This window comes from Burkholderia sp. BDU5, from assembly GCF_001522845.1.
GTDB lineage: Bacteria > Pseudomonadota > Gammaproteobacteria > Burkholderiales > Burkholderiaceae > Burkholderia > Burkholderia mayonis.
The window spans coordinates 26,392-52,128 of sequence record NZ_LOWC01000031.1; the positions used below are offsets into that span (position 1 = coordinate 26,392).

The window sequence follows — 25,737 nt, forward strand, 5'->3', positions numbered from 1 at the left end:
CGTTCGCCGGAATCGGCGTCGCGCGAGCGGCGGCGGTACGCGCGATCTACGATCGGCGATCGGCGATCGGCGATCGGCCGCGGCGACGGCTGCCGCGCACGATGCATGACCTGCGCCGTGCGCGGCGCGAAACAAAAAGCGGGCGACATGCCCGCTTTTTTCATGAACTTCGCCGACGCGCCACCAACGCGTTCGCGCGAAGACGGCGGCGATGCAGCACCACACCGCATCGTCAACCGAACACGCCCAGCTCGCGCAACCGCGTCTCGGTCGCATCGGCGCTCGTGTGATGAATCCCGTGCCAGCCGAGTGCGGCCGCGGCCGCGGCGTTCTTCGCGTTGTCGTCGATGAAGACGAGCTCGTGCGGCGCGACGCCTGGCAGATGCGGATCGATCCGCGCGCGCATCTCTCGGTAGATCGCCGGATCGGGCTTCACGAGCTTCACGCGCCCCGACACGACGATGTCCTTGAAGCGGCGCAGCACCGGAAAATTCTCCCACGCGTACGGAAACGTCTGGGCGGACCAGTTCGTGAGGCCGAAGAGCGGCACGCCGTGCGCGTCGAGCTTGTCGACGAGCGCCGCGCCGCCTTCGATCTCGCCGCCGACCATCTCGTGCCAGTGCGCGTAGAACGCGCGGATCAGCGCCTCGTGCTCAGGAAACGCCGCGATGCGCTCCGCGGTCGCCTCTTCGATCGTCTGTCCGCCGTCCTGCTTCGCCACCCAGTCCATCCCGCACACGTGCGTGAGAAACCAGCGCCGCCCGATCTCGTCCGGAATCAGCCGCTTGTACAGATACTCGGGGCTCCAGTCGATCAGCACCCCGCCGAAATCGAACACGACTGCCTTGATGGTCATGCGAACTCCGTCGCGAGCACGTCTTCGAGCGGCCGCGGTGCGACGCCGTTGCCCGAGAGCGTGCAGTGGGTCCAAATGAAATTGTGATGCGCGACGACTTGCGCCGCGCTCAGGTGCGGGCGGTCGTTCGTCGTATGCAGATCGGAGACGACCGTCGTCCGATAGCCGAGGAGCGCCGCGCGGCGCGCCGCCGAATCGACGCAAAATTCCGACGCATAGCCGCAGATCACCACGGCGTCGATTCCGTGCGCGTCGAGTTGCGCGGCGAGCGGCGTGTCGTGGAACGAATCGCTTTCGCGCTTGCGGATCCGCCAGTCGGCGTCGGCGCAGACGAGGTCCGCATGCAGGTGCCAACCGGGCGTGTTGGGCACGACGTCGTCCTCCGCGTCGCCGTCGTGCTGCACGAAGCACACGGGCGCGCCGGCCGCGCGCGCCGCCGCCGTCAATCGGTTGATGCCCGCGACGACCTCGTCCAGCCGATGCGCGGGCGTCGCCCGCTGCAGCAGCCCGCGCTGCATGTCGACCACGATCACCGCTACGTTCGCCATCCGTCGCCCTCCGTTCTTATCGTTCGATCGTTCGTGCCGGTTGCCGCTTGCCTGTTGCCGATTCGCCGGCCGGCGACCGGAGCCGCGTGTCAGATCGGCTGCGTGCGCGCGTCGAGCCATGCTTTCGCATCGCCCGACAGATGCTTGCCGACCCGCTCGCGCACCGTCGCATGATACGCATCGAGCCACGCGCGTTCTTCGTCGTCGAGGAGCGCGGGCAGCACGCAACGCGTGTCGATCGGGCAAAGCGTCAGCGTCTCGAATTCGAGGAAGTCGCCGAACTCGGTCTGTCCCGCCGCGCGGTTCACGACGAGGTTCTCGATTCGCACGCCCCACTTGCCCGGCCGGTACACGCCCGGCTCGATCGACGTGATCATCCCCTCTTCCATCGCCGTGTACGGCTCGGCGGGCGCGTAGTGCGAGATCACCTGCGGCCCTTCATGGACGTTCAGGAAATAGCCGACGCCGTGCCCCGTCCCGTGTCCGTAGTCGAGCCCGGCCCGCCACATCGGCGCGCGCGCGATCGCGTCGAGCATCGGCGAGCGAATGCCGCGCGGAAAGCGCGCGCGCGACAGCGCCATCATCGCCTTCAGCACGATCGTGAAGTCGCGCCGGTGCGCATCGTCGATCGCGCCGACCGGCACGACCCGCGTGATGTCGGTCGTCCCGCTCAGATACTGGCCGCCCGAATCGATCAGCAACAGGCCGTCGCCTTCGATCGTCGCGTGCGCGGCGCGCGTCGCACGGTAGTGCGGCATCGCGCCGTTCGCGTTGAAACCCGCGATCGTCGCGAAGCTCGGCGATACGTAGCCCGGCCGGCGCGCGCGCACGGCGGTCAGCTTTTCGTCGATCGTCAGTTCGGTGATCGTCTCGTGGCCGAGCGCGCCTTCGAACCACGCGAAAAACTCGGCGAGCGCCGCGCCGTCGAGCTCCATCGTCGCGCGCACGTGCTCGATCTCGGCGGGCGTCTTGCGCGACTTCGCGAACGTCGACGGATTCACCGCCTCGATCACGCGCACCTGCTGCGGCACCGCCTGCAGCAGCCCGTACGTGACACGGCGCGGATCGATCAGCAGCCCCGCGCCTTCCGGCAGCGCGGCGAGCGCCGCAGCCGCGGCGTCGTATGGCTTCACGTCGACGCCGTCTCGCGCGAGCGACGTCGCGAGCTCGGTCGACACCTTGCCGTCGGCGGTGAAGAGCGTCGCGCGCTCGAGGCCGACGAGCGCATGCGCGACGAACACCGGGTTGTAGTTGACGTCGGCGCCGCGCAGATTGAAGAGCCACGCGAGATCGTCGAGCGTCGACACGAAGTGCCACTGCGCGCCCTGCTCCTGCATCGCGCGGCGCACCTGCTCGAGCTTGCCCTCGCGCGCTGTATCGGCCTGCGGCGCCGCGTGCTCGAAGACCGCGTCGGCGGGCAGCGACGGACGCTGCGGCCAGATCGCGTCGAGCAGATCGAGATCGGTGCGCAGCACGATGCCGCGCGCCGTGAGCGCCGCCGTCAGCGCGCGCGCCGCCGCGACGCCAAGCACCGCGCCGTCGACGCCGACCGTCGTGCCCGGAGGCACGTGCCGGGCGAGCCATTCGACGTGCGGCTGCGTCTGCTGGCCGCCCATCATCTTCATCAGCTCGACGCCGGTGCCCGCGAGCTGCGCTTCGGCCTGCACCCAATAGCGGCTGTCGACCCAGAGGCCCGCGAAATCGGCGCTCACGACGAGCGTGCCGACCGAGCCGGTGAAGCCCGACAGCCATTGCCGCGCCTGCCAGCGCTCGGGCAAATATTCGGACAAGTGGGGATCGGCGGACGGCACCACGTAGGCGGCCAGATCCTCGCGCGCCATCGCGCCGCGCAGCAGGGCAAGACGCGCCGGCACGGGCGACGGATCGGGGAGTCGGGCATTCATGATTTCACCTGCAAACGTTCAGCGGCGGGCCGACAGGCCCACCGTCACGGCAACGGCCAGAAGCGCGGCGGCCGTACAAACCGGCCATTCGAGCGTCTCGCCATCGTAAAAGAGACCAGTGACATTGCCGGCCATCTTCGCGGCCGCCGCGCCGAGCACGCCCGCCGCGACGGCGAGCCACAGCGACGCGCGGCTCAGGCTGCGCAGCGGATTGAGCGCCCAGCCGAGCAAGCCGACGGCAAAGCCCAGCACGACGATTCCAAACCAGTTCATTCAACGCCTCTTCTACTGTCGGACTCGTCCTGTCGGCACGAACGGCGCGCAGCGAGCGCCATTCATCACACAATTCATGACCGGTGCGGCGGTTCACGAGCCGGCCTCCCGCCGCGCGGACGACCGCCCGGCACGACGACGAAGCAACGTCCGATGCGATCAGGCATAGCCGCGGCACCGCTCGTTGCAGCGGCGTCGACGCGCCGAGCCGCTCGCTCCCCCGCCGCGCGCCGTCGCCGCCGGCGCGCCCCCGTCTCACAACTGAGCATTTTCGCACCGTTTTGACATTGCTTCTCAAAAAGGCGCGGCATGCCGTCGCGCCCGGCAGACGGTTCGTCGCAACGGCGCACGGTTTCGAATGCGCGCGGCGCAGCCGCCGCCCCGGCAAAGCGCGTCCGGCACGGTTCGCCGGGCATGCGGGCATGCGGGCATGCGCGACGACGGCGCGCGGCGGCGCCAGCCGCGAACACGGGCCGCCGTGCGCATCGGCCATGGCTTCGTCGTCAAAACGCTATAATATGGGACTAAACGATAGCCCCTCGACATGCAGCTCCTCACGATCGGAATCAATCACCACACTGCGCCTGTCGCCTTGCGCGAACGCGTGGCGTTTCCGCTCGAACAGATCAAGCCTGCACTCGCGACGTTCAAGAGCGTCCTCCTCGGCCATCCGGCGCCGAACTCGCCCGAAGCGGCGATCCTGTCGACCTGCAACCGCACCGAGCTGTACTGCGCGACCGACGATCGCGCGGCCCGCGACGCCGCGATCCGCTGGATGTCCGACTATCACCGCATTCCCGCCGACGAGCTCGCGCCGCACGTCTACGCGCTGCCGCAGTCCGAGGCGGTGCGCCACGCATTCCGCGTCGCGTCGGGACTCGATTCGATGGTGCTCGGCGAAACGCAGATCCTCGGCCAGATGAAGCACGCGGTGCGCACCGCGTCCGAGGCGGGCTCGCTCGGCACCTATCTGAACCAGCTGTTCCAGCGCACGTTCGCGGTCGCGAAGGAAGTGCGCGGAACGACCGAGATCGGCGCGCAGTCCGTGTCGATGGCGGCCGCGGCCGTGCGGCTCGCGCAACGGATCTTCGAACAGGTCGCGCAGCAGCGCGTGCTGTTCATCGGCGCGGGCGAGATGATCGAACTCTGCGCGACGCACTTCGCCGCGCAAGGTCCGCGCGAGCTCGTCGTCGCGAACCGCACCGCCGAGCGCGGCGCGAAGCTCGCCGAGCGCTTCGGCGGCCGCGCGATGCCGCTCTCCGACTTGCCCGCGCGGATGCACGAGTTCGACATCATCGTGTCGTGCACCGCGTCGACGCTGCCGATCATCGGCCTGGGCGCCGTCGAGCGCGCGGTGAAGGCGCGCCGCCATCGCCCGATCTTCATGGTCGACCTGGCCGTGCCGCGCGACATCGAGCCCGAAGTCGGCGAGTTGAAGGACGTGTTCCTCTACACGGTCGACGATCTCGGCGCGATCGTCCGCGAAGGCAATGCGTCGCGGCAGGCAGCCGTCGCGCAAGCCGAGGCGATCATCGAGACGCGCGTGCAGAACTTCATGCAGTGGCTCGACGCGCGCAGCATCGTGCCCGTGATCCGTCACATGCACACGCAGGCCGACGCGCTGCGCCGAGCGGAAGTCGAGCGCGCCCAAAAGATGCTCGCGCGCGGCGACGATCCGGCCGCCGTGCTCGACGCGCTGTCGCAGGCGCTCACCAACAAGCTGATCCACGGCCCGACGAGCGCGCTCAACCGCGCGAACGGCGCCGACCGCGATTCGTTGATCGAACTGATGCGCGGCTTCTATCAGCACGCGCCGCGCTCGTCGGACTCGTCGGGCCGTTAGCGGCGCCTGCCTGTCCGTCCCCCCCTTCCCTTTTCGATTTCTTCCCTGGGAGCGTCGCTCCGCACCATGAAGACGAGCATGCAAAGCAAGCTCGACCAGCTCACAACCCGGCTGGCCGAACTGAACGACCTGTTGAGCCGCGAGAACGTCACCGCGGATCTCGACCAGTACCGCAAGCTGACGCGCGAACACGCGGAAATCGGCCCCGTCGTCGAGCACTACGCGCAGTGGCGCCAGGCGCGCGCCGACGAGCTCGCCGCGCAGGAGCTGCTCGGCGACGCGTCGATGCGCGACTTCGCTGAAGACGAGCTGCGCGGCGCGCGCGAGCGAATGGGCCGCCTCGCGGCCGAGCTGCAGACGATGCTGCTGCCGAAGGACCCGAACGACGACCGCAACATCTTCGTCGAAATCCGCGCGGGCACGGGCGGCGACGAATCGGCGCTCTTCGCGGGCGATCTCCTCCGGATGTACCTGCGCTATGCGGAGCGGCAGCGCTGGCAGGTCGAGATGATGTCGGAGAGCCCGTCGGATCTCGGCGGCTACAAGGAAGTGATCGTGCGGATCGCGGGCTATGGCGCGTACTCGCGCCTGAAGTTCGAATCGGGCGGGCACCGCGTGCAGCGCGTGCCCGCGACCGAGACGCAGGGCCGCATCCACACGTCCGCGTGCACGGTCGCGGTGATGCCGGAAGCCGACGAGATCGGCGAAATCGAGATCAACCCGGCCGACTTGCGGATCGACACGTTCCGCGCATCCGGCGCGGGCGGCCAGCACATCAACAAGACCGATTCGGCGGTGCGCGTCACGCACATCCCGACGGGAATCGTCGTCGAATGCCAGGACGACCGCTCGCAGCACAAGAACAAGGACCGCGCGCTGAAGGTGCTCGCCGCGCGGATCAAGGACAAGCAGTATCACGAGCAGCACGCGAAGGAAGCGGCGACCCGCAAGAGCCTGATCGGCTCGGGCGACCGCTCCGAGCGGATCCGCACGTACAACTTCCCGCAGGGCCGGATGACCGATCACCGGATCAACCTGACGCTGTACAAGCTCGAGCAGATCATGGACGGCGATCTCGACGAACTGATCGCCGCGCTCGTCAGCGAGCATCAGGCCGAACTGCTCGCGTCGCTCGGCGACGCCGAGTGACGTCGTCCGGAAATCGCGCACGATGAGCACGACGAGGCCCACGCCCGCCACCGCCGCCGACTTGCTGCGCGCGTCCCCGCTCGACGCGGTCGACGCGCGGATCCTGCTCGCGCACGCGCTCGGCTGGACTCGCACGCAACTGATCACGCGCGCCGACGAGCCGCTCGACGCCACCGCGGTCGAGCGCTACCTCGCGCTCGAGGCGCGCCGCGCGGCGGGCGAGCCGGTCGCGCAGCTCACGGGCGCGCGCGAGTTCTTCGGCCTCGAATTCGAGATCACGCCGGACGTGCTGATCCCGCGGCCGGAGACGGAGCTGCTCGTCGAGACGGTGCTCGACGCGGTCGACGGAATCGCCTCGCCGTGCGTGCTCGATCTCGGCACGGGCAGCGGCGCGATCGCGGTGTCGATCGCGTCCGAACGGCCCGACGCGCGCGTGTGGGCGCTCGACCGGTCGCCGGCCGCACTCGACGTCGCGCGCCGCAACGCGCGCAAGCTGCTCGCTCCGGCGCGCCCGGGCGGCCCGCTGCGGTTTCTCGAAAGCGACTGGTACGCGGCGCTCGATGCCGGCCTGCGCTTTCATGCGATCGTCAGCAACCCGCCGTACATTGCGCGGCACGATCCGCACCTCGCCGAAGGCGATCTGCGCTTCGAGCCGCGCGGCGCGCTCACCGACGAGGACGACGGGCTCGCCGCGATCCGCGCGATCGTTGCGGGCGCGCATGCGTTCCTCGCGCCGGACGGCGCGCTGTGGATCGAACACGGCTACGATCAGGCGGCCGGCGTCCGCGCGCTCCTCGAGGCAGCGGGCTTCGCCGGCGTCGAGTCGCTCACGGATCTCGCATCGATCGAGCGCGCGACGGGCGGCCGCCTGCCCGGCTGACGCCGCGGGCGGCGCCCGCCGGCCCAGGTGAAATCCAGTATCATTTCTTTTCTAACGCCCAGCTACAGCAAGGTCAGTCATGGATACCCAACAACGCATCAAGCAAATCGTCGACGAAAACCAGGTCGTGCTCTTCATGAAAGGCACGGCGCAATTCCCGATGTGCGGCTTTTCGGGCCGCGCCGTGCAGGTGCTGAAGGCGTGCGGCGTCGACCAGTTCAAGACGGTCAACGTGCTCGAGGACGAAGAAATCCGCCAGGGCATCAAGGAATTCTCGAACTGGCCGACGATCCCGCAGCTCTATGTGAAGGGCGAATTCGTCGGCGGCTCGGACATCATGATGGAGATGTACCAGTCGGGCGAATTGCAGCAGCTCTTCACCGCCTGATCCGCCCATCCCGATGGAGCCTCGTCCGGCGCCGCCGCGGCGCCTGATCGTCGCGATCACGGGCGCCACCGGCGCGATCTACGGGGTGCGCATGCTCGACATGCTGCGCGCGTCGGGCGGCGTCGAGACGCACCTGCTGATCTCGAGCGCCGGCTGGCTCAACCTCCAGCACGAACTGCAACTGTCGAAGGACGACATGCTGGCGCGCGCCGACGTCGTCCATTCGGTGCGCGACGTCGGCGCGAGCATCGCGTCCGGCTCGTTCGCGACGGACGGCATGATCGTCGCGCCATGCTCGATGAAAACGCTCGCGAGCATCGCGCACGGCCTATCCGACAACCTGATCACCCGCGCTGCGGACGTCACGCTGAAGGAGCGCCGCCGGCTCGTGCTGCTCGTGCGCGAAACGCCGTTCAACCTCGCGCATCTGCGCAACATGACGGCCGTCACCGAGATGGGCGGCGTGATCTTTCCGCCGATGCCCGCGTTCTACGCCATGCCGAAATCGATCGACGAGATGGTCGACCATACGGTCGCACGCGCGCTCGACATGTTCGCGCTCGGCGCGCCACGCACCACCCCGTGGCAAGGGCTGCGCGAGCATGGCTGACGCCGACGGCGAAACCGGCATGGCGGCCGTTTCTCCGTCGGCAGTCGATCGCGCGCGAGTCGCGCGTCGCCCCGCGTAATCGCGACCAGCCGCCCATTGTTGCCGCGTCGTCGCACCCACGCGATTAATAACATCGTCGACACAATCAAATCCGTTCTTCGCATTTATCAATGATCGGTACGAGCCTATAGTCGTAGGCAATGTCACTTCCCAGAAGTCCCGATCATCATGAACCGCCTTCCGTCCCTCTATCTGTCGCACGGCGCGCCGACGCTGCCGATCGATCCGACGCTGCCGTCCGGCGCGTTCACCGTGCTCGGCGGCGAGCTGCCCCGCCCGCGCGCGGTGCTGATGCTGTCCGCGCATTGGCTCACGCATCAGCCCGTCGTCAGCACCGCCGAACGGCCCGACACGATCCACGATTTCTACGGCTTTCCGCGCGCGCTCTATGAGATCCGCTATCCGGCGCCCGGCGCGCCCGACGTCGCGGCCCGCGCGGCCGCGCTGCTCGGCGATGCGGGCATCGAGATGGCAGCCACGCCGCACGGGCTCGATCACGGCGCGTGGGTGCCGATGCTGCTGATGTTCCCGGACGCCGACGTGCCGGTCGCGCAGTTGTCGATCCAGCCGCGCGCCGACGCGACGCACCATTTCCGCGTCGGTCGTGCGCTGCGGTCGCTGCGCGACGAAGGCGTGATGGTGATCGGCTCGGGTCAGATCACGCACAACCTGCGCGCGGCGGACTTCTCGGCCGCGCCCGAGGACGCGGACCCGCGCGTCGCCGAATTCACCGGCTGGTTCGAGGAAAAGCTCGCCGCGCGCGACGTCGATGCGCTGCTCGACTATCGCCGCCAAGCGCCGCACGCGGTGCTGATGCATCCGACCGACGAGCACCTGTTGCCCATCTTCGCGGCGCTCGGCGCGGCCGACGACGACTACCGGCTGCGCATCCAGTCGCTCGGCACGTACCAGCGCGTGCTCGCGATGACGAACTATGTATTCGACTCGGCGGCCTGACGCGCGCTGAGCCGCGGCTTCGGCATTCCGGCGCTTCCTGGGCTTCGGCATCCGGCCTCGACGCACTGCGCAGGCTTCGCTCTGGCAGCAGCAGCCCTCGCCGCCACTGCTGATCATCGGGAGCGCCATGGGCACGCACTCAGGGCATCCAGCCCCAGCACCGCAAGCAACAGCATGCCGACGCGGACGACGCGCTTGACCCGAGCGGCCGCACGCGGCCCCGGCCACCCGTCCGAGCCCGCAGGCCGACACGCCACGCTCCGACCGCCCCAAAACGACAAAGCCCGCCCGGGATTTCCCAGGCGGGCTTTGTCTTCGAGCTTCGACGCCCGTCGCCGCCGATCGTCGGCGACGGGCCGTGCGATTACGCGCCGATCCCTTCGAGGATCTCGTCGCGCGACTCGCGCTCGTCGAGATATTCGGTGCGATAACCGGTATTCACGCCCCAGTAATAGAACACGAGCGAGATCACCGCGACGACCAGCATGTCCCAGCCGTACGGCAGCAGGTTGCGGCCGCCGAACTCCTTGCTGCCGATGAGCGACAGCACGGCCATCGTCGGCAGGTACGCGACGAGCCACCACGCGGCCTTCAGGTCGCACCCCCAGCCGCCCCAGCCGGACTTCGCCTGGAAGTAGAAGTAGACAGGCAGCGCGACGACCATCAGCAGGATGATCTCGCCCGTCAGCGGCCACTTCGCCCAGTACAGGATCAGCGACGCGCACACGAACGCGAACGGCGCGATCAGCTTCATGCCCGGAATCGACAGCGGACGCTCGAGGTCCGTCGCCGCGCGGCGCAGCGCCATCAGGCTGATCGGGCCCGTCAGGTACGAGATCACGGTCGCGACCGAGATCACCGCCGCGAGCGAGCTCCAGCCGCGGAAGAAGAACAGGAAGACGAACGAAACCAGCAGGTTGAACCACATCGCCTGGCGCGGCACGCCGTAGAGCGGGTGCACATTGCCGAACATCTTCGGCATCGTGTTGTTGCGCTCCATCGCGTAGATCATGCGGGTCGTCGTCGCCATGTAGGTCGTGCCGGTGCCGCTCGGGCTCACGAACGCGTCAACGTACAGCAGGATCGCGAGCCAGTTCAGGTTCAGTGCGATCGCGAGTTCCGCGAACGGCGAAGCGAAGTTGAAGTGCACCCAGCCCTTCGCGACGTCGGCCGGATTCACCGCGCCGATGTAGGCGACTTGCAGCAACACGTAGATCACGAGCGCGATCAGGATCGACGAAATCACCGCGAACGGCACGCTGCGCGACGGATTGCGCGCTTCGCCGGCGAGGTTCACGGGGCTCTGGAAACCGTTGAACGCGAACACGATGCCGCTCGTCGCGACCGCGGTCAGCACGGCCGACCAGCCATACGGCGCAAAGCTCGCGTTCGACGCGGTGCCGAGGTTTTCGCTATGGAAGCTCGACAGCATCAGGCCTGCGATCGTGAGGCCGGGAATCAGGAACTTGAAGATGGTGATGGTGGTGTTTGCGCGCGCGAAGAGCTTCACACCCCAATAATTGAGCAGAAAGTAGATGACGACGAGGACCGCCGACAGCAGAAGACCGGGTGTCGTGAGCTCGCCGCTGACGAAGAGCGCGTGCGCCCACGCGTAGGGCCAGGTGCTCATGTACTGGATCGACGCCTCCGCCTCGATCGGAATCACCGAGACGATCGCGATCCAGTTCGCCCACGCGCTGATGAAGCCGACGAGCGAGCCGTGCGAGTAGCGCGCATAGCGGACCATGCCGCCCGATTCGGGGAACATCGCGCCGAGTTCGGCATACGTCAGCGCAATGGCGAGAATCACGACCGCGCCGATGATCCACGCGCAGATGGCGGCGGGTCCGGCGATCTTGGCGGCTTTCCATGCGCCGAACAGCCAGCCCGACCCGATGATCGAACCCAGCCCGGTCAGCATCAAGGCGAACGGACCGATGTTCCGTTGAATAGAACTCTTCACAACCTCTCCTATGTCTCAAAAAGCAAGGTCGGCACGCCGTCGAGGATCGAGCCGGACGGCACCGCACATGCATTCTTGGGGGACAGGTTGTCCGATCGGGAGCAACCCATCCGCGCGGCGCGTAGTTTAACGGTTGCACCACGGAATGAACGCAAAAATCGATCGACCCCTACAAAAATTTGATGACAATAGCAAGCTTTGTAAGCTCTAATAATTGGTTGCCTCAGCATTAACCCTGAGATTTGTTCGAATACGATTGACCGTCGAATCGAATAGTCGTATAAACGGTCGAGCAGGATTTCAAGCGGCGAGTGAATAGGTACTTTCGTAGTTCGCCCATCAACGGTACTCCGGTTGGTCCCATTACCCCCTTCCTTGATTTTCATGCGCTCCCCGGGCTTTGGCCCTGTTTTACATTTTTAGGAACAAGTTATGGCAACCGGCACCGTCAAGTGGTTCAACGACGCTAAGGGTTTTGGTTTCATCACCCCGGAAGGCGGCGGTGAAGACCTCTTCGCGCATTTCTCGGAAATCCGCAGCGAAGGCTTCAAGACGCTGCAAGAGAACCAGAAGGTCGAGTTCGAAGTGAAGACCGGCCCGAAGGGTCTGCAAGCAGCGAACATCAAGCCGCTGTAAGCGCAGCGCGAGATTTCGCAGCACAGTAAAAAGCCCCGCTTCGGCGGGGTTTTTTGTTTTCGGTGAATCGGGCGATCCCCAGCATGGGTGCTGGCGGGCCGCCCGCGCGCCGTCCGTCAGCCGTACACGCGCTGCGCATGGATGCCGAGGCCCGTCGCGACGCTCGCAAGGCGATCGCCGTACACCGGCTGCGCATCCTGGAACGCCGCCGCGAGCGCGCCCGACAGGAACGCGAGTCCCGTCGAGCCGCCCGTGAAATACAGCGCGCCGACGTCGTGCGGCGCGATCCCCGCGAGTCGCACCGTCTCGCGGGCGGCGTCGACGATCCGCGCAGTCTCGTCGCGGCTCGCGTCGATCAGTTGGTGCGCGTCGAACGCGATCTGCAGATCCTCCTCGACGTCGTTCAAATCGATCATCGTCTCGCCCCCCGCCGACACGCCGATCTTCGCCTCTTCCGCCCGCGCGGCGAGCGCGTGGCCGAGCCGTTGCTCGACGACGCGCAGCAGTCGCTCGAAATGGCGGACATCCGTATACAAGTGCTTCATCAGCTTGAGCTCGCCGATCCGCTTCGGCGTGTAGACGGTATTGATCAGGTGCCAGGTCGCGAGATCGAAATAGATCCGATTCGGCAGTTCGCGGCCCTCCGGATCGAACGCACGGTAGCCGAACGCGGACAGCACCGCCGACAGCTCGACGCGCCGGTCATAATCGGTGCCCGCGACGTGTACGCCGTGGTGCGCGAGCACGTCGTCCTTGCGCTCGAGCCGGCGCATCCGGTCGGGGCCGACCCGCACGAGCGAGAAGTCCGACGTGCCACCGCCGATGTCCGCGACGAGCACGAGCCGTTCGGCGTCCTGCCGCGACTCGTAGTCGAACGCGGCGGCGATCGGCTCGTACTGGAATTGCACTTCGGTCAGCCCTACCGCGTGCGCGGCCGCTTCGAGCTGCTGCTGCGCGAGGCGGTCGGCGCGCGGATCGTCATCGACGAAGAACACCGGGCGGCCGAGCACCGCGCGGCCGATCGCGCCGCCCGCGCACGCCTCGGCCTTCTGCTTCAGATGCATCAGGAAGAGCGCGATGATGTCGGTGTACGCGATCGCGGAGCCGTCGCCAAGATCGGTCGTGGTTTCCGCGAGCGGCGAGCCGAGAATACTCTTCATCGAGCGCATCAGGCGGCCGTCGAAGCCGTCGATGTACGACGCGAGCGCCGAGCGGCCGTATTCGCGGGCGCCCTCGTCGGTGTTGAAGAAGATGGCGGTGGGCAGCGTCAGGTGCTCGCGCTCGACGGGAGCGAGCCGCATGCCGGGCGCGCCGCCGCCGCGCGGCAACGCGACTGCGGAATTGGACGTGCCGAAGTCGATCGCGCAGTAGGTCATGGGGCGGGCGCCGGATGGCGGCGCGAAAACGGAAGGACCGGCTTTTTATCACGAAACCGCCCGGCGTCACAACCGGGGCGCGGACGGATGCGGACGGAAGCGTCCGACGCGGACGACGCGGGCCGGGGAGCTCCGAGCGTGGACACTCCGCGCCGGCCCGGCATGCCGGGCGCGATAGCCGACCGTCGCGGTCGACCAGGCTTTTGCTTGATGATGTTCCGCCGATATCGTCGAGCGGCGGCGGCACGCGCTATGTCACCGCCTCGACCGATGGCGGCGTCACCGGGCCCATCGATTCGGCATCGGCGGCCGCGCGCTCGCCGCCGATCCGGCCGGCGCCGGCGCGGCGAATCCGCATCGGCGACACCTGCGCGCGGGCGGCCCGACCGATCGACTCGCCGCGCGCGCCGCATGCGCGCTGCGTTGCGTCACGCCGCCGACGAGAACGGCTTTTGCCATGCGTCCGCGTAGACGACCTCGCCGAGCGGATGACGCGTGCGCGGCGCGCGCTCGCGCTCGCGCAGCACCGGATCGAGCTTGTCGGCGTCGCCGTAGTGGCCGATCGAGATGATCGCGAGCGGCTCGACGTCGGCCGGGATCGCGAACGCGTCGCGGAACGCCTTCGCGTCGAAGCCGCTCATCTGGTGCGCGGCGAGGCCGAGCGCGTGCGCCTGCAGCACGAGCGACATCGCGGCCGCGCCGGCGTCGTAGAACGCCGTCGTGCTCGGCTCGCCCTTCGACGTCAGCGTGTGCGCGGTCACCGCGATCAGCACCGGCGCGGGCGCGTTCCAGCCCTGGTTGAACGGCACGAGCGTCGAGAATGCGCGCTTGAACGCGACCTCGTCCTTGCTGCGGTCGAACACGATGAAGCGCCACGGCTGCGCGTTGTACGCGGACGGCGCCCAGCGCGCCGCTTCGAGCACCGCATGCAGATGATCGGCACCGACTGGCTCGCTCGAATACGCGCGCGGACTCCAGCGGCCGGCGATCAGCTCGTGAATCGAGATGGAAGTGGGAGCGGGTTTGACGGACATGCGTTTCCTCACCAATTTGAAAAAAGGGCTCGGTTGCCCGGAAAAGAAACGCCAGCATAACCGCTTGTCGCGGAACTTGCCGGACTGCGCTCGCGAATGCAAATTGGCGGCGGCGCAAAGGGATGGCGGATGGCGGATGGCGGATGGCGGATGGCGGATGGCGGGTGGCGGGTGGCCGGGTCGCCGGGTCGCCGGGTCGCCGGGTCGCCGGGTCGCCGGGTCGCCAGATCACCGGCGATCGGCGATCTGGTCGCACGCTGCGGGCAATCGCCGCGCTTTCAAGGCGGACCGGTCGGTCGAAGCCGAGGCAGGCGGCACAATCGAGCGCCGAGCCTTTGCCCTTCGCCTACGGCTTTCCGACTATGGCTCCCCACTCTCCGCCGCCCCTTTGCTTTTCATCACCCGTCGCCCACGGCCCGCCCTTCACCGGCCGCCTGCGGTTGCGCCGCGCGTCTCCCGAGCGCGGCGCGCTCGATCCGCTCGATCCGCTCGATCCGCTCAGGCCGCGCTCGCCGACACCCTCGCCGTCCCGCGATTGATCCGCAGCACGATCAGCGCGCCGACAATGCACAGCCCGCCAGAGATCATCGACGCGACCGTGTACGTGCCGAGGCTCGCGCGCAACATGCCGGCGCCGAGCGCCGCGAACGCCGCGCCGAGCTGGTGGCCCGCGACGATCCAGCCGAACACCACGGGCGCCGCGTCCTTGCCATACGCGTCGGTCGCGAGGCGCACGGTGGGCGGCACGGTCGCGATCCAGTCGAGCCCGTAGAACACCGCGAAGAGCGGCAGCCCGAAGAAGTCGATGCCGAATGCATGCGGCAGATAGATCAGCGACAACCCGCGCAGCCCGTAATACCAAAACAGCAGCACGCGGCTGTCGTAGCGGTCGGACAGCCAGCCGGACATCGTCGTGCCGATCAGGTCGAACACGCCCATCGCGGCGAGCAGCGACGCACCCTGCACTTCCGTCATCCCGTAATCGCTGCACATCGCAATCAGGTGCGTGCCGACGTAGCCGTTCGTGCTCGCGCCGCAGATGAAGAAGCTCATGAACAATAGCCAGAAATCGCGCGTCTTCGACGCCATCGCGAGCGTACCGAACGCGACCGCGATCGGGTTGCGCCTCGCGCCATCGTCCGTGCGCGGCGCGTCGGCGGGCTCGCCGTACGGGCGCAGCCCGACGTCGGACGGCCGCTCCGGCAGCAGTAGCGCGACGAGCGGCACGGCGATCGCCACCGCCACCGCGACCGTCAGCACGACGGGCCGCCAGCCGTGGCGCTGTGCGATCGCCGCGAGCATCGGCAGGAACACGAGCTGGCCCGTCGCGGAGCTCGCCGTCAAGAGCCCCATCACGAGGCCGCGCCGCGCGACGAACCAGCGGGTCACGAACGTCGCCGACAGCGTGAGCGCCGCGACGCCCGTCGCGCCGCCGACCATCACGCCCCAGATCAGCACCATCTGCCACGTCGCCGTCATCATCGACGACAGCGCGACGCCCGCGCCCATCACGCCGAGCGCGGCGAGGATCGTCGGACGTACGCCGAAGCGCTGCATGGCCGCCGCCGCGAACGGCCCGGTGAGCCCGTACAAAGCGATGTTCACCGAAATCGCGAGCGAGATCGCCGCGCGGCTCCAGCCGAATTCGTGCTCGAGCGGCACCATCAGCACGCTCGGCGTCGCGCGCGTGCCCGCCGCCGCGAGAAGAATCAGAAACACCACCGCCGCCGCGAGCCAGCCGTAATGGAAACGCCCGCCTATCCTCTTTGCCGCCCAATTCATTCGGATCACTCCTGACACCGGCCGCGCCGATCGCGTCGACACACCGGAGCTTGAGGGAAGATGCGCCGACCTTTGTTACCGATCAGTCACAATTTGCTTGCGATCCTAGTGACCGATCGGTAACATGTCAAGCAGTCAATTTTTCGTAGTCGGGATCGAGCATGGTCACCACCGTCGCCAAAGCCGCCAAGCCGGCCGGCCGCCGGCCGCGCAGCACTCAGATCGCGGGCGCTGAAGCGCAGCAGCATCTGCTGCGCGCGGCGGAAGAGCTCTTCTATCAGGAGGGGATTCGCGCGGTGGGCGTCGACGCGGTCGTCGAACGCGCGGGCGTCAACAAGATGAGCCTGTACCGGCAGTTCGCGTCGAAGGACGAGCTCGTGCTCGCGTACCTCGACCGAATGGACGCGTGCTTCTTCGAGCGCTTCGACACGAGCGCCGCCAAGCATCCGGGCGATCCGAAGGCGCAACTCGTCCAGTATTTCGACGACCTCGCGCAGCGCGCGACGCAACCCGGCTATCGCGGCTGTCCGTTCGTCAACGTCGCGACCGAGTTTTCGGAACTCGACCATCCGGTGCGGCTCGCGGTCGCCGACAACAAGGATCGGCTGATGACGCGGCTCGTCGCGCTATCGGAAGCGGCGGGCGCGCGCGAGCCGCAGGCGCTCGCCGACGCGCTCGCCCTGCTGATCGAAGGAATTTACGCGGCGAGTCAGACATATCGGCCGGGCGCGTCCCCGATCGGCTGCGCGCCGCGCGTCGCGCGGCAATTGATCGACGCGGCGTGCGCGTGATGCGATGCCGGCAAATGCGCGACTGCCAAAGCGGCGCGAGGTGTGACGGTGGATTCGCCGATTCGCCGATTCGCCGATTCGCCGATTCGCCGATTCGCCGATTGGTCGATTGGTCGATTGGTCGAATTGCCGAATGGTCGATACGCTGATTGGTCGAATTGCCGATTCCCGGATTCCCGGATCAGCTGATTGGCCGACCGCCGTAACGGCGGAAATCGCCGCGTCATGCGCTTGCCGCCGGGGTCGCAAAAAAGCCGCACGCCGCAACATTGCCCCGCCATATCGCCGCGCGCTCGCCAGCGTCGGGCACACATCGGCGCAAGCCAGCCGTGACCACGCCGACCAAGCGCCGCATCCGAAGCGCGACGCGCCGACGCATGCCGCCCCGCCCCCGCCCGCTACAATCGCGGCTTGACCGCCACGCCGTTGCCGCCATGACCGAAGTCTTTCCGTCCGATGCAGAGATCCTCGCCGCCACGCGCCACTGGCTGACGCGTGCGGTGATCGGGCTCAACCTGTGCCCGTTCGCGAAGAGCGTCCACGTGAAGCGTCAGATCCGCTACGCGATCAGCCGCGCGACGTCGCTGGAAGCGGCGCTGACCGATCTCGAGCGCGAGCTGCGGCGCCTCGAAGCCGCCGATCCGGACGAAATCGACACGACGCTGCTGATCTTCCCGAACACGTTCGGCGATTTCCTCGACTACAACGACGCGCTCTGGTTCGCCGATCGCCTCTTGCAGCAACTGGGGCTCGAAGGCACGTTGCAGATCGCGAGCTTCCATCCGCACTATCAGTTCGACGGCACCGAGCCCGACGACATCGAAAACTACACGAACCGCGCGCCGTATCCGATCCTGCACTTGCTGCGCGAAGCGAGCATCGAGCGGGCCGTCGACGCGTTCCCGGACGCGGCCGACATCTACGAACGCAATCAAGCGACGCTGCGGCGCCTCGGCCATGCGGGCTGGCGCGACTGGATCGCGCAGCGCGGCGAGGACGAAGAAGACGCGAAATAGCGCGAAGCGGCGCGACGCGCGAAGCGATTTCGCACCGAACACCGCATGCGGCGCGTCGCGCGCCGCAAGTCATGCCCGCGGCTCAAACTCGGCGGCGGCCGATTCGGCCTGCGCGGCATCGGCCGGTTGCGCGGCAGGCGCGAAGAAGCGTTCGTGCAGCTCCGCGAGCCCGAACATGTCGAGGATCTCGTTGAGCCGCTCGCTCGGCTTGCGCCGCGGCAGGTTCTTGTATTGGGCGATGATGAGCTCGTTCTTCATCGAATGCTCCCATCCGACGAGCTCCGTCACGTTCACCTGATAGCCGTGCGCCTCGAGCTGCAGGCAGCGCAGCACGTTGGTGATCTGACTGCCGAACTCACGCGTGTGCAGCGGATGCCGCCACACTTCGGTCAGCGCATTCGCGAGCGACTTCCCCTTGTTCTTGCGCAGCACGCCCGCGACCTCCGCCTGGCAGCATGGCACGAGCACGATGTACCGCGCGCGCTTCGCGAGCGCGAAGCGGATCGCGTCGTCGGTCGCGGTGTCGCACGCGTGCAGCGCGGTGACGACGTCGACCGTATCCGGCAGTCGCGGCGACGCGATCGAATCGGCAACCGACAGATTCAGGAACGACATCCCGCCGAAGCCGAGCCGCTCGGCAAGCCCGGTCGAGCGCGCGACGAGCTCCTCGCGCGTTTCGATGCCGTAGATGTGCGAACCGGCGAGCGGGCGCGCCTTGAAGAACAGGTCGTACAGAATGAAGCCGAGATACGACTTGCCCGCGCCGTGATCGACGAGCGTCACGCCCCCCTTGTCCCCCGCGACGTCGGCGAGCAGCGGCTCGATGAACTGGAACAGGTGATACACCTGCTTCAGCTTGCGGCGGCTGTCCTGGTTCAGCTTGCCGTCGCGCGTCAGGATGTGCAGTTCCTTCAGCAGTTCGATCGACTGGTTCGGGCGGATTTCGTAAGTCTTGGTCGACATCGGGAGGAGGCAGGCCGGCGGCCGCTCGAAGCAAGCGTCGGGCGGCGGTGGGCGGCATCAAAGCGTGCGTGGAAGCGTCACAGTTTACCTAAAACGGCGCGCGCCGCCCCGGTCCGCGTCACGCGAGCCGGCTCAGCGGCGTACGGCGAGACGCCAGAGCGACGTCGTCTCGGCCGCCCGCGCGCGATGCAGCGGATCGGCGGGGTCCGACGCCTTCGGATGAACGGGCTTCACGTCGTCGCGGCCAACGACAGTCAAGCCCGCCGCATCGATCCAGCCGCGCAATTCGTCGCGCGTGCGCAGGCCGAGATGCTCCGCGAAGTCCGACAGGATCAGCCAGCCCTCGCCGCCCGGCGCGAGATGCGCGGCGAGCCCCGCGAGAAAGCCCTTCAGCATCCGGCTGTCCGGATCGTAGACCGCGTATTCGAGCGGCGAGCTCGGCCGCGCGGGCACCCAAGGCGGATTGCAGACGATGAGCGGCGCGCGCCCTTCGGGAAACAGATCGGCTTCGACGATCTCGACCTGCGACGCGTAGCCGAGCCGCGCGACGTTCTCCGCCGCGCACGCGAGCGCACGCGGGTCCTGATCGGTCGCGACGATGCGTTCGACGCCGCGCGACGCGAGCACCACGGCGAGCACGCCGGTGCCGACGCCGATGTCGAACGCGAGCGACGTCGACGGCAGCGGCGCACGCGCGACGAGATCCACGTACTCGCCGCGCACAGGCGAGAACACGCCGTAGTGCGGATGAATCCGCTCGCCGCCGAGCGCGGCGAGCGGCACGCCCTTCTTGCGCCATTCGTGCGCGCCGACGATGCCGAGCAGCTCGCGCAGCGACGCGATCGAACGCTCGCCGCCCGCGCCGTACGCCTCTTCGCATGCAGCCCGCAGATCCGGCGCGCGGCGCAGCGCGATCGAATAGTCGGCTTCGAGCGGAATCAGCAGCATCCCGAGCGTGCGTGCGCGTTGCGCCTGCGCCATCCGGTGGAGATTGAACGCGTCGACGGGCGTCGCGGCCGGCTTCGTCTTCTTCGGCTTGCGCTCGATCCGGCGCGCGAGCGCCTGCAGCAGCTGGCGCGCATTCTGGAAGTCGCCCTGCCAGACGAGCGCTGTCCCTTCGCAGGCGAGGCGGTACGCAGCGTCGGCCGTCGTGCGGTCGTCGGCCACGACCGCGCGGCGCGGCGGCGGCGAGCCGGCTTCGGAGCGCCAGCGAACGGCGTGCTCGACGCCGTCGGCGTCGGTCCAATGGAATTCGGGAAAGGCAGTCACAAGGAATCGGGAATCGTTGAGTCGACAGGCGGCGCGACGCGCCGCGGACGACACAGTACCGCGCTTTGCACTCGGCCGGCAAAAAAGCGCTTGGCGCACGACGATGGCGCATGCGGTTTTGTGTGCCGATGGTCGATGTGGTCTGCAGCAGCGCTGCGCGTGCGGCGGCGCGTATCGAATGTCGATCGTCGAAGGTCACGCGCCGTAAGTCGAATCTCGCACGGTGCGTCATGTGCCACATGCGCTACATGCGCCACATGTGCGACACGCTGCCGTCGAACATCGGACGTCGGCTGTCGTACGCAGAATGCGGAACATCATCGCGCCCCAACCGATCGACGCGGCACTCGACGACCGGCGCGCAAGGCTCAGCGCTCGCCGTGCGCCGCCGCAAGCGCCCCCCGCGCTTCAGACTTTCGCCGTCGCTGCGTCGACGCGACGCTTCGGCGTCAACGCGTGCGCGAAGCGCACGAACGGCGCCTCGCAGAACCGATAGCTCACCCACGACAGCGCGATCGCCGGCAGAACCGGCAGAGCCATGTAGACGCCGAGCGGCAGATCCGTGATTCCGTGTCGCTCGCACATCCACAGCAACAGATACAGCGGAATGCCGTGCAGCAGATAGATCGAGTAACTGATCTCGCCGAGCCACGCGAAGAGCCGCAGACGAATCTTCAATACCGTTGCGAGCGCAACGAAAATCGCGACGCCGAATACGTAGCCGAGCGACGCGGAAACATGCACGAAATCGCGATGCCGCCAGTTTGCGGCCGCCATCAGCAGCGAGATCGCGACGATGAGCACGCCGAGCGCGATCGTCGCCGCGCGATACGTGAGCGGAATGCGGCCGCGCATCGTCGCGAACGTCTTCAGCGGCGCCTCGTATGCCTGCCGGAAGCACGCGCCCCAGAACATGATCGCGAGGTGATAGAGCATCCCCTTGTACTGGCCGAGCGCGTCCGCCGGAACGATCCGCAACGCCGACGTCACGACGAAGAGCACGCACAGTCCCGCGCAGACCGCGCACAGAGCGCGCATCCGATGCAGCGCGTCGATGTTGAACAGCAGTACGCACAGCACGTAGAAGTACAGCTCGGTTTCGAGCGTCCAATAGTGCCCCATCACCGGATCTCGACCGAACACAGTCGGGATCATCGTCAGGTTCGAGAGCAGGCCGGTCGCATCCATTCGCAGCCCGAACAACAGCCAATACACGAGATAACCGAGCGGCAGCGACAGCCAGAACGCCGGGTAGAGCCGAAAAAAACGACGCACGACGAAGCGGCGCGTGCCCTCCGACGGCGCGCCGCGCAGGCTCGTCGGAATCAGCATTCCGCTGATGCAAAAGAAAATGACGACGCCGATGCGACCGAAATTCACCGAGCGCTGCAGCGCATCGAGCACATGCTGCGAGCCCGCGAGATTGTCGAACAACTCCGCGTAGTGAGTCCACATGACGAACAGCACGGCAACGGCGCGCATCGCATCGACGTGCGCGAAACGGCTCGGGCTGGTGGAATCGGACATGGCTGAATCGATCGTACGGCTGGCGCTGCGCGCGAAACGGCGACGCGCGCGAACTCGACGCGCAAGCGCGTCGAGCGGCATCGCCGCCTCGTCACGCTACCGTAGCGCGCCGCGCGCGCGCTTTCCGTGCGGCACCGCACGCAGCGGCCCGGCCGGTGCGATCGATCTGCGAGCGGCACGGTGCGCGGTGCGCGGCCGAAGACGCAAGCGCCCTGCGCGAAAGGGCGCGCGCGGGTGCGCAGCGTACGCCGATCAATCGGGGCAACGCCGTCGGGACGATGCGCGAGCGCCGCCTGCCGCGACATCGGCGACATGGCGACGTCAAGCGACAGAAGGCGTCACGCCCGCCCGGCGCATAACGGGCGCCCGATCACCCGCGAATCGCCCATCCCATACTCAATAACCGCCGCCATAACCGCCCGGCGACGCCGGCAAGCTGAGCGTGCCGGAATCGGTGAAGCGCACGCTGCCGAACATCCCGCCGGCAAGCTTGCCGCGCAGCACGTAAGGCAGCTTGCCCGATTCCGTCACGTCCGCGAGTCCGAACGCCTGCCGCGCAGCCGAGAACGCGGACACCGTGACGGGCACGCTCAGCACCTGTTCGCCGAAGCGCGGCACCGTGCCCCGCGCGTCGCTCACGCCGCTCGCGAACGGCCTGCCGTTCAGTTCGAGATCGAGCGCGACGCCATCGTAGTCGATCGGCGCGTCGTTCGGATTCTGCAGCCGCAGTTTCACGTCGAAGCGCATTTCGAGCCCCTGCCCGACGAGCGGCTCGATGCCGACGACACTCACGCGCACCGGATCGCGCGCCGTCAACGCCGCGCACCCGCCGAGCGCGAGCAGCACGGCGAGCGCGACGAGCAATTGACCAACGAAGAAACGGGAATGGTGCATGGCATGCATCGGCGACGACCCTCACGAGCGAGACATGGAAGCGGCCATTGTAACCAGCACCAATGCGACGGCCGCCGAATCGGACCGCCCGCGCCGCGTCTGTCGCACAACGCCCGCCTTTCGTAGTTCGCAAGTCGACTTCCCGCTCTCTACGGCCACTCACTACGAATATTAAATTAGCACCATTCCCGGATTAATCATTCCGGAAATGAAATTATAAGAAGGAATCGGGAAGTGATATCTCATCAAATTTTTTTTGATTCCTTTACGTTAATCCATCAAGTATATTGAGTCATCTTTCGAATTACCTGACATTCCTTAACGCTGCTTGACGAATCTGACGTTTTCCCTGGAGGCGAACGGAAGGGCTTCGCCGGGCCGCACCAGAGCGTACGGGCAACGAAAGCCGCCGGCGCGCGCTTCGCACCGCGCCCCGGCCATCATCCACAAACCAGAATCAAAAGGGGGCACCCAACCATGATTATCTTCACGTAAGCAGCCAGCAATCCCTTCGAATATAACCGGGTAATTCATTTCACTGTCGATTGACAGTGAAGGTGAACTATCGCCCGTCGAATTCATGCAGGACCGGACAATTTTCTTATCAATTCGAGGTTCAGTATGTGGATAAACAATCGTAGATTGCGATATCTGTCCCTCCTAGGCGCGCTCACGCTCGCCGCCTGCGGCGGCGACGACGGCGGCAACAGCTCGGCCGTATCGCTCGGCGCCGCACATAGCCCGTCGAACGGCGCCAACAGCGCAAACGGCAATGCGACCGCGCCCGCAGCCGCCGTCGACAAAAGCACGAAGCCCGTCGAAATGCCCGACACCGTCGTCCCCGTCAACTATAAGCTCTGGTTCCGCCCGAACGCGGCCCTCAACCAGTTCAACGGCCGCGCGGACGTCGAGATCAAAGTGCTCGAGCCCGTCAACGCGATCGTCGTCGCGGGCCACCGGATCCAGTTCGCGAACGGCAAGATCACGCTGCAGCCGGGCAACGTGCAACTGATCGCCACGCCGCAGGACAAGGGCGACTTCTATCAGCTGCGCCCCGCAAGCGGCCAGATCGCCCCGGGCAGCTACTCGCTGCACATGGAGTGGCAAGGGATCATCAACTTCAAGTCGTACGACGATCCCGTCAATCGCACGGGCGGCAGTTGCGGCAATGATCCATATCCGGGCTGCTCGGCGGCCGAAGGGATCTTCCGCGTGGACCTGAAGAGCACCGACGGCACGACGAGCGGCGCGATCCTCACGCAGGGCGAAACGAACCTGTCGCGCCAGTGGTTCCCGGGCTGGGACGAGCCCGCGTTCCGCCCGACCTATGAAGTGACGGCCGAAGTGCCGCAGGCATGGCGCGTCGTGTCGAACGCGGCCGAGAAGCCTGCCGTAAACGTCGGCGGCGGCTACAAGCTGGTGTCGTTCGACAAGACGCCGCCGATGCCGTCGTATCTGCTCTTCTTCGGCGGCGGCCTGTTCGACGTGCTCGAAGACGATTTCACGAGCCCGCTGCCCGACGGTCGCGGCCTGCATCTGCGCGTGTTCACGCCGCCCGGCATGCGCGACTGGGCGAAGCCCGCCATGCAGCGCACGAAGCAGGCGCTCGATTACTACTATCGCTACACCGGCATCACGCTGCCGCTCACCAAGTTCGACACGGTTGCCGCGAACGATGCGTTCAAGGATCAGAAAGGCCTGAACTTCGGCGGCATGGAGAACTGGGGCTCGATTCTCGAGTTTGCCGACGACATCCTGCCCGAACCGGGCCAGCCGATGTCGCGCTACGGCAACCAGGTGCTCACGCACGAAGTCGCGCATCAATGGTTCGGCGATCTCGTGACGACCGACTGGTGGGACGACGTTTGGCTGAACGAATCGTTCGCGCGGTTCTTCGAGACGAAGACGACGATCCTGTTCTTCCCGGACGAATTCAACTGGCTCGACCACATCAAGTCCAAGTATCGCGTGATCAACAAGGACATCGGCCCGGATGCGTTCCCGGTGCAGCCGAACTTCAACGGCTGGGCGTCGAACGACTTCGTGCTGAGCGCGAGCGCATTCACCTATAACAAGGGCGGACACGTACTGAAGATGCTCGAGGGCTATCTTGGCGAAGAGACGCTGCGCAAGGGCCTGCGGCAGTACCTGACCGACTACGCGTTCGGCAACGGCACGCCGAAGCGTCTGTGGGATGCGCTCTCCGCCGCGAGCGGCCAGCAGATCGGGCCGATCGGCGACAGCTTCGTGCGCCAGACGGGCGTACCGCTCCTGTCGCTCGACACGCAGTGCGACCTGACGAAGAACCAGAACGTCGTCACGCTCAAGCAGTCGCCGTTCCCGAACAAGAACAAGTATCCGGGCTCGCAATGGACGATTCCGGTGACGCTTGCTTACGGCGACGGCCTCGTCAACCGCAAGACGCTCGCGCTGAAGGATACGCAGACGCAGATCCGCCTCGACGGCTGCTCGGCCGTCGTCGCCAATCCGAGCGGGTTCGACTACTACGTGACGAACTACGGCGATGCCGCATGGAGCGCGCTCCTCACGCAGGTCAACGCGTCGACCGACCCGGTACTGCTCTCGAACCTGAAGAACGAGGCTTCGCTGCTCGTCAGCTCGAACCTCGCGCCGCCTTCGCGCGAGACGAGCATCTCGTCGATCAACTCGCCGGCCGCGATGAAGCTGCGTCAAGTGCCGTCGATCTTCGAGACGGTGAAGGAACGTCCGGCGCTGCGTTACCAAGGCAAGTTCACGCCGCGCGAACAACGGACGCAATAAGCCGTTCTCGAACGTCGTTGCCTGCGTCATCCGTCGCCGTGCATCGCGCGGCGGCGGAAACCGCGAAACAGCAGCACACGATGCAACGCGCGTCATTCGGGCCTCCGATCGGAGGCCCATTTTTTTGCCTACGCCACTTCGTCGATATCGACGTTCGAAAGGGCGCTGTCACGTTAGCGGAGTATGTTCACAAGGGGCGGGGGCGCGACCTGCATGTTTCATGCGGCAGACGGATTC

General features: G+C 66.9%; 23 protein-coding genes. 10 read left to right on the top strand and 13 right to left on the bottom strand.

The features are described 5' to 3' along the window. Nucleotides 1–232 precede the first annotated feature (232 nt). The 4 genes from WS69_RS06550 to WS69_RS06565 all read right to left on the bottom strand — a co-directional run bounded on the left by WS69_RS06550 (nucleotide 233) and on the right by WS69_RS06565 (nucleotide 3,581). A complete protein-coding gene (locus WS69_RS06550) occupies nucleotides 233–856 on the bottom strand; it encodes an HAD family hydrolase (RefSeq protein ID WP_059469994.1) in 624 nt (207 codons plus the stop codon). Next, nucleotides 853–1,404 carry an isochorismatase family protein gene (locus WS69_RS06555; RefSeq protein ID WP_059469995.1) on the bottom strand — a complete coding sequence of 184 codons (552 nt, stop codon included), beginning with the start codon at nucleotides 1,402–1,404 and terminating at the stop codon, nucleotides 853–855. The genes WS69_RS06550 and WS69_RS06555 overlap by 4 nt, the downstream gene beginning before the upstream one ends. Before the next feature lie 89 nt (nucleotides 1,405–1,493). Further along, nucleotides 1,494–3,308 carry an aminopeptidase P family protein gene (locus WS69_RS06560; protein WP_059469996.1) on the bottom strand — a complete coding sequence of 605 codons (1,815 nt, stop codon included), beginning with the start codon at nucleotides 3,306–3,308 and terminating at the stop codon, nucleotides 1,494–1,496. A gap of 18 nt (nucleotides 3,309–3,326) precedes the next feature. Then, complete coding sequence (locus WS69_RS06565) at nucleotides 3,327–3,581, bottom strand: hypothetical protein (RefSeq protein ID WP_059469997.1); 255 nt, start codon at nucleotides 3,579–3,581, stop codon at nucleotides 3,327–3,329. 544 nt (nucleotides 3,582–4,125) lie between these two features. Between WS69_RS06565 and hemA the strand changes: the two genes are divergently transcribed. The 6 genes from hemA (at nucleotide 4,126) to WS69_RS06600 (ending at nucleotide 9,468) form a co-directional block, all read left to right on the top strand. After that, nucleotides 4,126–5,424 carry a glutamyl-tRNA reductase gene (gene hemA / locus WS69_RS06575; protein WP_059469998.1) on the top strand — a complete coding sequence of 433 codons (1,299 nt, stop codon included), beginning with the start codon at nucleotides 4,126–4,128 and terminating at the stop codon, nucleotides 5,422–5,424. A 66-nt stretch (nucleotides 5,425–5,490) separates the two neighbouring features. Then, nucleotides 5,491–6,573 (top strand): peptide chain release factor 1, encoded by a 1,083-nt coding sequence (gene prfA, locus WS69_RS06580; RefSeq protein ID WP_059469999.1) that lies wholly within the window; start codon nucleotides 5,491–5,493, stop codon nucleotides 6,571–6,573. A gap of 22 nt (nucleotides 6,574–6,595) precedes the next feature. After that, a complete protein-coding gene (gene prmC, locus WS69_RS06585; protein ID WP_059470000.1) occupies nucleotides 6,596–7,453 on the top strand; it encodes a peptide chain release factor N(5)-glutamine methyltransferase in 858 nt (285 codons plus the stop codon). A 79-nt stretch (nucleotides 7,454–7,532) separates the two neighbouring features. Continuing rightward, nucleotides 7,533–7,841, top strand: a complete 309-nt coding sequence (gene grxD / locus WS69_RS06590) for a Grx4 family monothiol glutaredoxin (RefSeq protein WP_010106712.1) — start codon at nucleotides 7,533–7,535, stop codon at nucleotides 7,839–7,841. Nucleotides 7,842–7,854: 13 nt separating this feature from the next. Then, nucleotides 7,855–8,451 (top strand): UbiX family flavin prenyltransferase, encoded by a 597-nt coding sequence (locus WS69_RS06595; protein WP_059470001.1) that lies wholly within the window; start codon nucleotides 7,855–7,857, stop codon nucleotides 8,449–8,451. A gap of 228 nt (nucleotides 8,452–8,679) precedes the next feature. Then, nucleotides 8,680–9,468 (top strand): DODA-type extradiol aromatic ring-opening family dioxygenase, encoded by a 789-nt coding sequence (locus tag WS69_RS06600; protein WP_059470002.1) that lies wholly within the window; start codon nucleotides 8,680–8,682, stop codon nucleotides 9,466–9,468. 364 nt (nucleotides 9,469–9,832) lie between these two features. On the opposite strand, the gene WS69_RS06605 is transcribed toward WS69_RS06600, so the two are convergent. Continuing rightward, nucleotides 9,833–11,431 (bottom strand): APC family permease, encoded by a 1,599-nt coding sequence (locus tag WS69_RS06605; RefSeq protein ID WP_059470003.1) that lies wholly within the window; start codon nucleotides 11,429–11,431, stop codon nucleotides 9,833–9,835. Nucleotides 11,432–11,439: 8 nt separating this feature from the next. Next, a complete protein-coding gene (locus tag WS69_RS34545; protein ID WP_231747083.1) occupies nucleotides 11,440–11,817 on the bottom strand; it encodes a hypothetical protein in 378 nt (125 codons plus the stop codon). A gap of 46 nt (nucleotides 11,818–11,863) precedes the next feature. Between WS69_RS34545 and WS69_RS06610 the strand changes: the two genes are divergently transcribed. Then, nucleotides 11,864–12,067 (top strand): cold-shock protein, encoded by a 204-nt coding sequence (locus tag WS69_RS06610; RefSeq protein ID WP_010106722.1) that lies wholly within the window; start codon nucleotides 11,864–11,866, stop codon nucleotides 12,065–12,067. Between the two features lie 116 nt (nucleotides 12,068–12,183). Here WS69_RS06610 and WS69_RS06615 read toward each other — a convergent pair whose 3' ends face one another. From WS69_RS06615 to WS69_RS06625, 3 genes are all read right to left on the bottom strand, one after another. Further along, nucleotides 12,184–13,443 (bottom strand): Hsp70 family protein, encoded by a 1,260-nt coding sequence (locus WS69_RS06615; protein WP_059470004.1) that lies wholly within the window; start codon nucleotides 13,441–13,443, stop codon nucleotides 12,184–12,186. 428 nt (nucleotides 13,444–13,871) lie between these two features. Continuing rightward, the gene (locus WS69_RS06620; protein WP_059470005.1) at nucleotides 13,872–14,477 is read right to left on the bottom strand and encodes a nitroreductase family protein; all 606 of its coding nucleotides are present in this window, start codon (nucleotides 14,475–14,477) and stop codon (nucleotides 13,872–13,874) included. A 498-nt stretch (nucleotides 14,478–14,975) separates the two neighbouring features. Continuing rightward, on the bottom strand, nucleotides 14,976–16,259 hold the full coding sequence (locus tag WS69_RS06625) for an MFS transporter (RefSeq protein ID WP_059470006.1): 1,284 nt from the start codon (nucleotides 16,257–16,259) through the stop codon (nucleotides 14,976–14,978). A gap of 161 nt (nucleotides 16,260–16,420) precedes the next feature. Here WS69_RS06625 and WS69_RS06630 point away from each other — a divergent pair, with 161 nt between their 5' ends. Together WS69_RS06630 and WS69_RS06635 are read left to right on the top strand one after the other, a co-directional pair. Continuing rightward, a complete protein-coding gene (locus tag WS69_RS06630; RefSeq protein WP_059470007.1) occupies nucleotides 16,421–17,050 on the top strand; it encodes a TetR/AcrR family transcriptional regulator in 630 nt (209 codons plus the stop codon). A 434-nt stretch (nucleotides 17,051–17,484) separates the two neighbouring features. Further along, complete coding sequence (locus WS69_RS06635) at nucleotides 17,485–18,066, top strand: DUF1415 domain-containing protein (RefSeq protein WP_059470008.1); 582 nt, start codon at nucleotides 17,485–17,487, stop codon at nucleotides 18,064–18,066. A gap of 69 nt (nucleotides 18,067–18,135) precedes the next feature. Here WS69_RS06635 and WS69_RS06640 read toward each other — a convergent pair whose 3' ends face one another. The 4 genes from WS69_RS06640 to WS69_RS06655 all read right to left on the bottom strand — a co-directional run bounded on the left by WS69_RS06640 (nucleotide 18,136) and on the right by WS69_RS06655 (nucleotide 22,719). Further along, entirely contained in the window at nucleotides 18,136–19,029 is an 894-nt protein-coding gene (locus WS69_RS06640; RefSeq protein ID WP_059470009.1) for a class I SAM-dependent methyltransferase, read from the bottom strand. 132 nt (nucleotides 19,030–19,161) lie between these two features. Next, nucleotides 19,162–20,298 (bottom strand): methyltransferase, encoded by a 1,137-nt coding sequence (locus WS69_RS06645; RefSeq protein WP_059470010.1) that lies wholly within the window; start codon nucleotides 20,296–20,298, stop codon nucleotides 19,162–19,164. 408 nt (nucleotides 20,299–20,706) lie between these two features. Further along, complete coding sequence (locus WS69_RS06650) at nucleotides 20,707–21,825, bottom strand: acyltransferase family protein (protein ID WP_059470011.1); 1,119 nt, start codon at nucleotides 21,823–21,825, stop codon at nucleotides 20,707–20,709. Nucleotides 21,826–22,221: 396 nt separating this feature from the next. Further along, a complete protein-coding gene (locus WS69_RS06655; protein ID WP_231747082.1) occupies nucleotides 22,222–22,719 on the bottom strand; it encodes an LEA type 2 family protein in 498 nt (165 codons plus the stop codon). Nucleotides 22,720–23,340: 621 nt separating this feature from the next. Between WS69_RS06655 and WS69_RS06660 the strand changes: the two genes are divergently transcribed. Next, nucleotides 23,341–25,500, top strand: coding sequence for a M1 family metallopeptidase (locus WS69_RS06660; protein WP_059470013.1), 2,160 nt, complete (start codon nucleotides 23,341–23,343; stop codon nucleotides 25,498–25,500). The last annotated feature ends 237 nt before the right edge of the window (nucleotides 25,501–25,737 follow it).

Excerpts from the sequence above, each read along its gene's own strand:
- WS69_RS06560 (WP_059469996.1), bottom strand. The coding sequence starts at position 3,308 with ATGAATGCCCGACTCCCCGATCCGTCGCCCGTGCCGGCGCGTCTTGCC.
- WS69_RS06565 (WP_059469997.1), bottom strand. The coding sequence starts at position 3,581 with ATGAACTGGTTTGGAATCGTCGTGCTGGGCTTTGCCGTCGGCTTGCTC.
- WS69_RS06550 (WP_059469994.1), bottom strand. The coding sequence starts at position 856 with ATGACCATCAAGGCAGTCGTGTTCGATTTCGGCGGGGTGCTGATCGAC.
- prmC (WP_059470000.1), top strand. The coding sequence starts at position 6,596 with ATGAGCACGACGAGGCCCACGCCCGCCACCGCCGCCGACTTGCTGCGC.
- WS69_RS06650 (WP_059470011.1), bottom strand. The coding sequence starts at position 21,825 with ATGTCCGATTCCACCAGCCCGAGCCGTTTCGCGCACGTCGATGCGATG.
- WS69_RS06600 (WP_059470002.1), top strand. The coding sequence starts at position 8,680 with ATGAACCGCCTTCCGTCCCTCTATCTGTCGCACGGCGCGCCGACGCTG.
- WS69_RS06640 (WP_059470009.1), bottom strand. The coding sequence starts at position 19,029 with ATGTCGACCAAGACTTACGAAATCCGCCCGAACCAGTCGATCGAACTG.
- grxD (WP_010106712.1), top strand. The coding sequence starts at position 7,533 with ATGGATACCCAACAACGCATCAAGCAAATCGTCGACGAAAACCAGGTC.
- WS69_RS06635 (WP_059470008.1), top strand. The coding sequence starts at position 17,485 with ATGACCGAAGTCTTTCCGTCCGATGCAGAGATCCTCGCCGCCACGCGC.
- WS69_RS06655 (WP_231747082.1), bottom strand. The coding sequence starts at position 22,719 with ATGCACCATTCCCGTTTCTTCGTTGGTCAATTGCTCGTCGCGCTCGCC.
- WS69_RS06595 (WP_059470001.1), top strand. The coding sequence starts at position 7,855 with ATGGAGCCTCGTCCGGCGCCGCCGCGGCGCCTGATCGTCGCGATCACG.
- hemA (WP_059469998.1), top strand. The coding sequence starts at position 4,126 with ATGCAGCTCCTCACGATCGGAATCAATCACCACACTGCGCCTGTCGCC.
- WS69_RS34545 (WP_231747083.1), bottom strand. The coding sequence starts at position 11,817 with ATGAAAATCAAGGAAGGGGGTAATGGGACCAACCGGAGTACCGTTGAT.
- WS69_RS06615 (WP_059470004.1), bottom strand. The coding sequence starts at position 13,443 with ATGACCTACTGCGCGATCGACTTCGGCACGTCCAATTCCGCAGTCGCG.
- prfA (WP_059469999.1), top strand. The coding sequence starts at position 5,491 with ATGAAGACGAGCATGCAAAGCAAGCTCGACCAGCTCACAACCCGGCTG.
- WS69_RS06610 (WP_010106722.1), top strand. The coding sequence starts at position 11,864 with ATGGCAACCGGCACCGTCAAGTGGTTCAACGACGCTAAGGGTTTTGGT.
- WS69_RS06620 (WP_059470005.1), bottom strand. The coding sequence starts at position 14,477 with ATGTCCGTCAAACCCGCTCCCACTTCCATCTCGATTCACGAGCTGATC.
- WS69_RS06555 (WP_059469995.1), bottom strand. The coding sequence starts at position 1,404 with ATGGCGAACGTAGCGGTGATCGTGGTCGACATGCAGCGCGGGCTGCTG.
- WS69_RS06630 (WP_059470007.1), top strand. The coding sequence starts at position 16,421 with ATGGTCACCACCGTCGCCAAAGCCGCCAAGCCGGCCGGCCGCCGGCCG.
- WS69_RS06660 (WP_059470013.1), top strand. The coding sequence starts at position 23,341 with ATGTGGATAAACAATCGTAGATTGCGATATCTGTCCCTCCTAGGCGCG.
- WS69_RS06625 (WP_059470006.1), bottom strand. The coding sequence starts at position 16,259 with ATGAATTGGGCGGCAAAGAGGATAGGCGGGCGTTTCCATTACGGCTGG.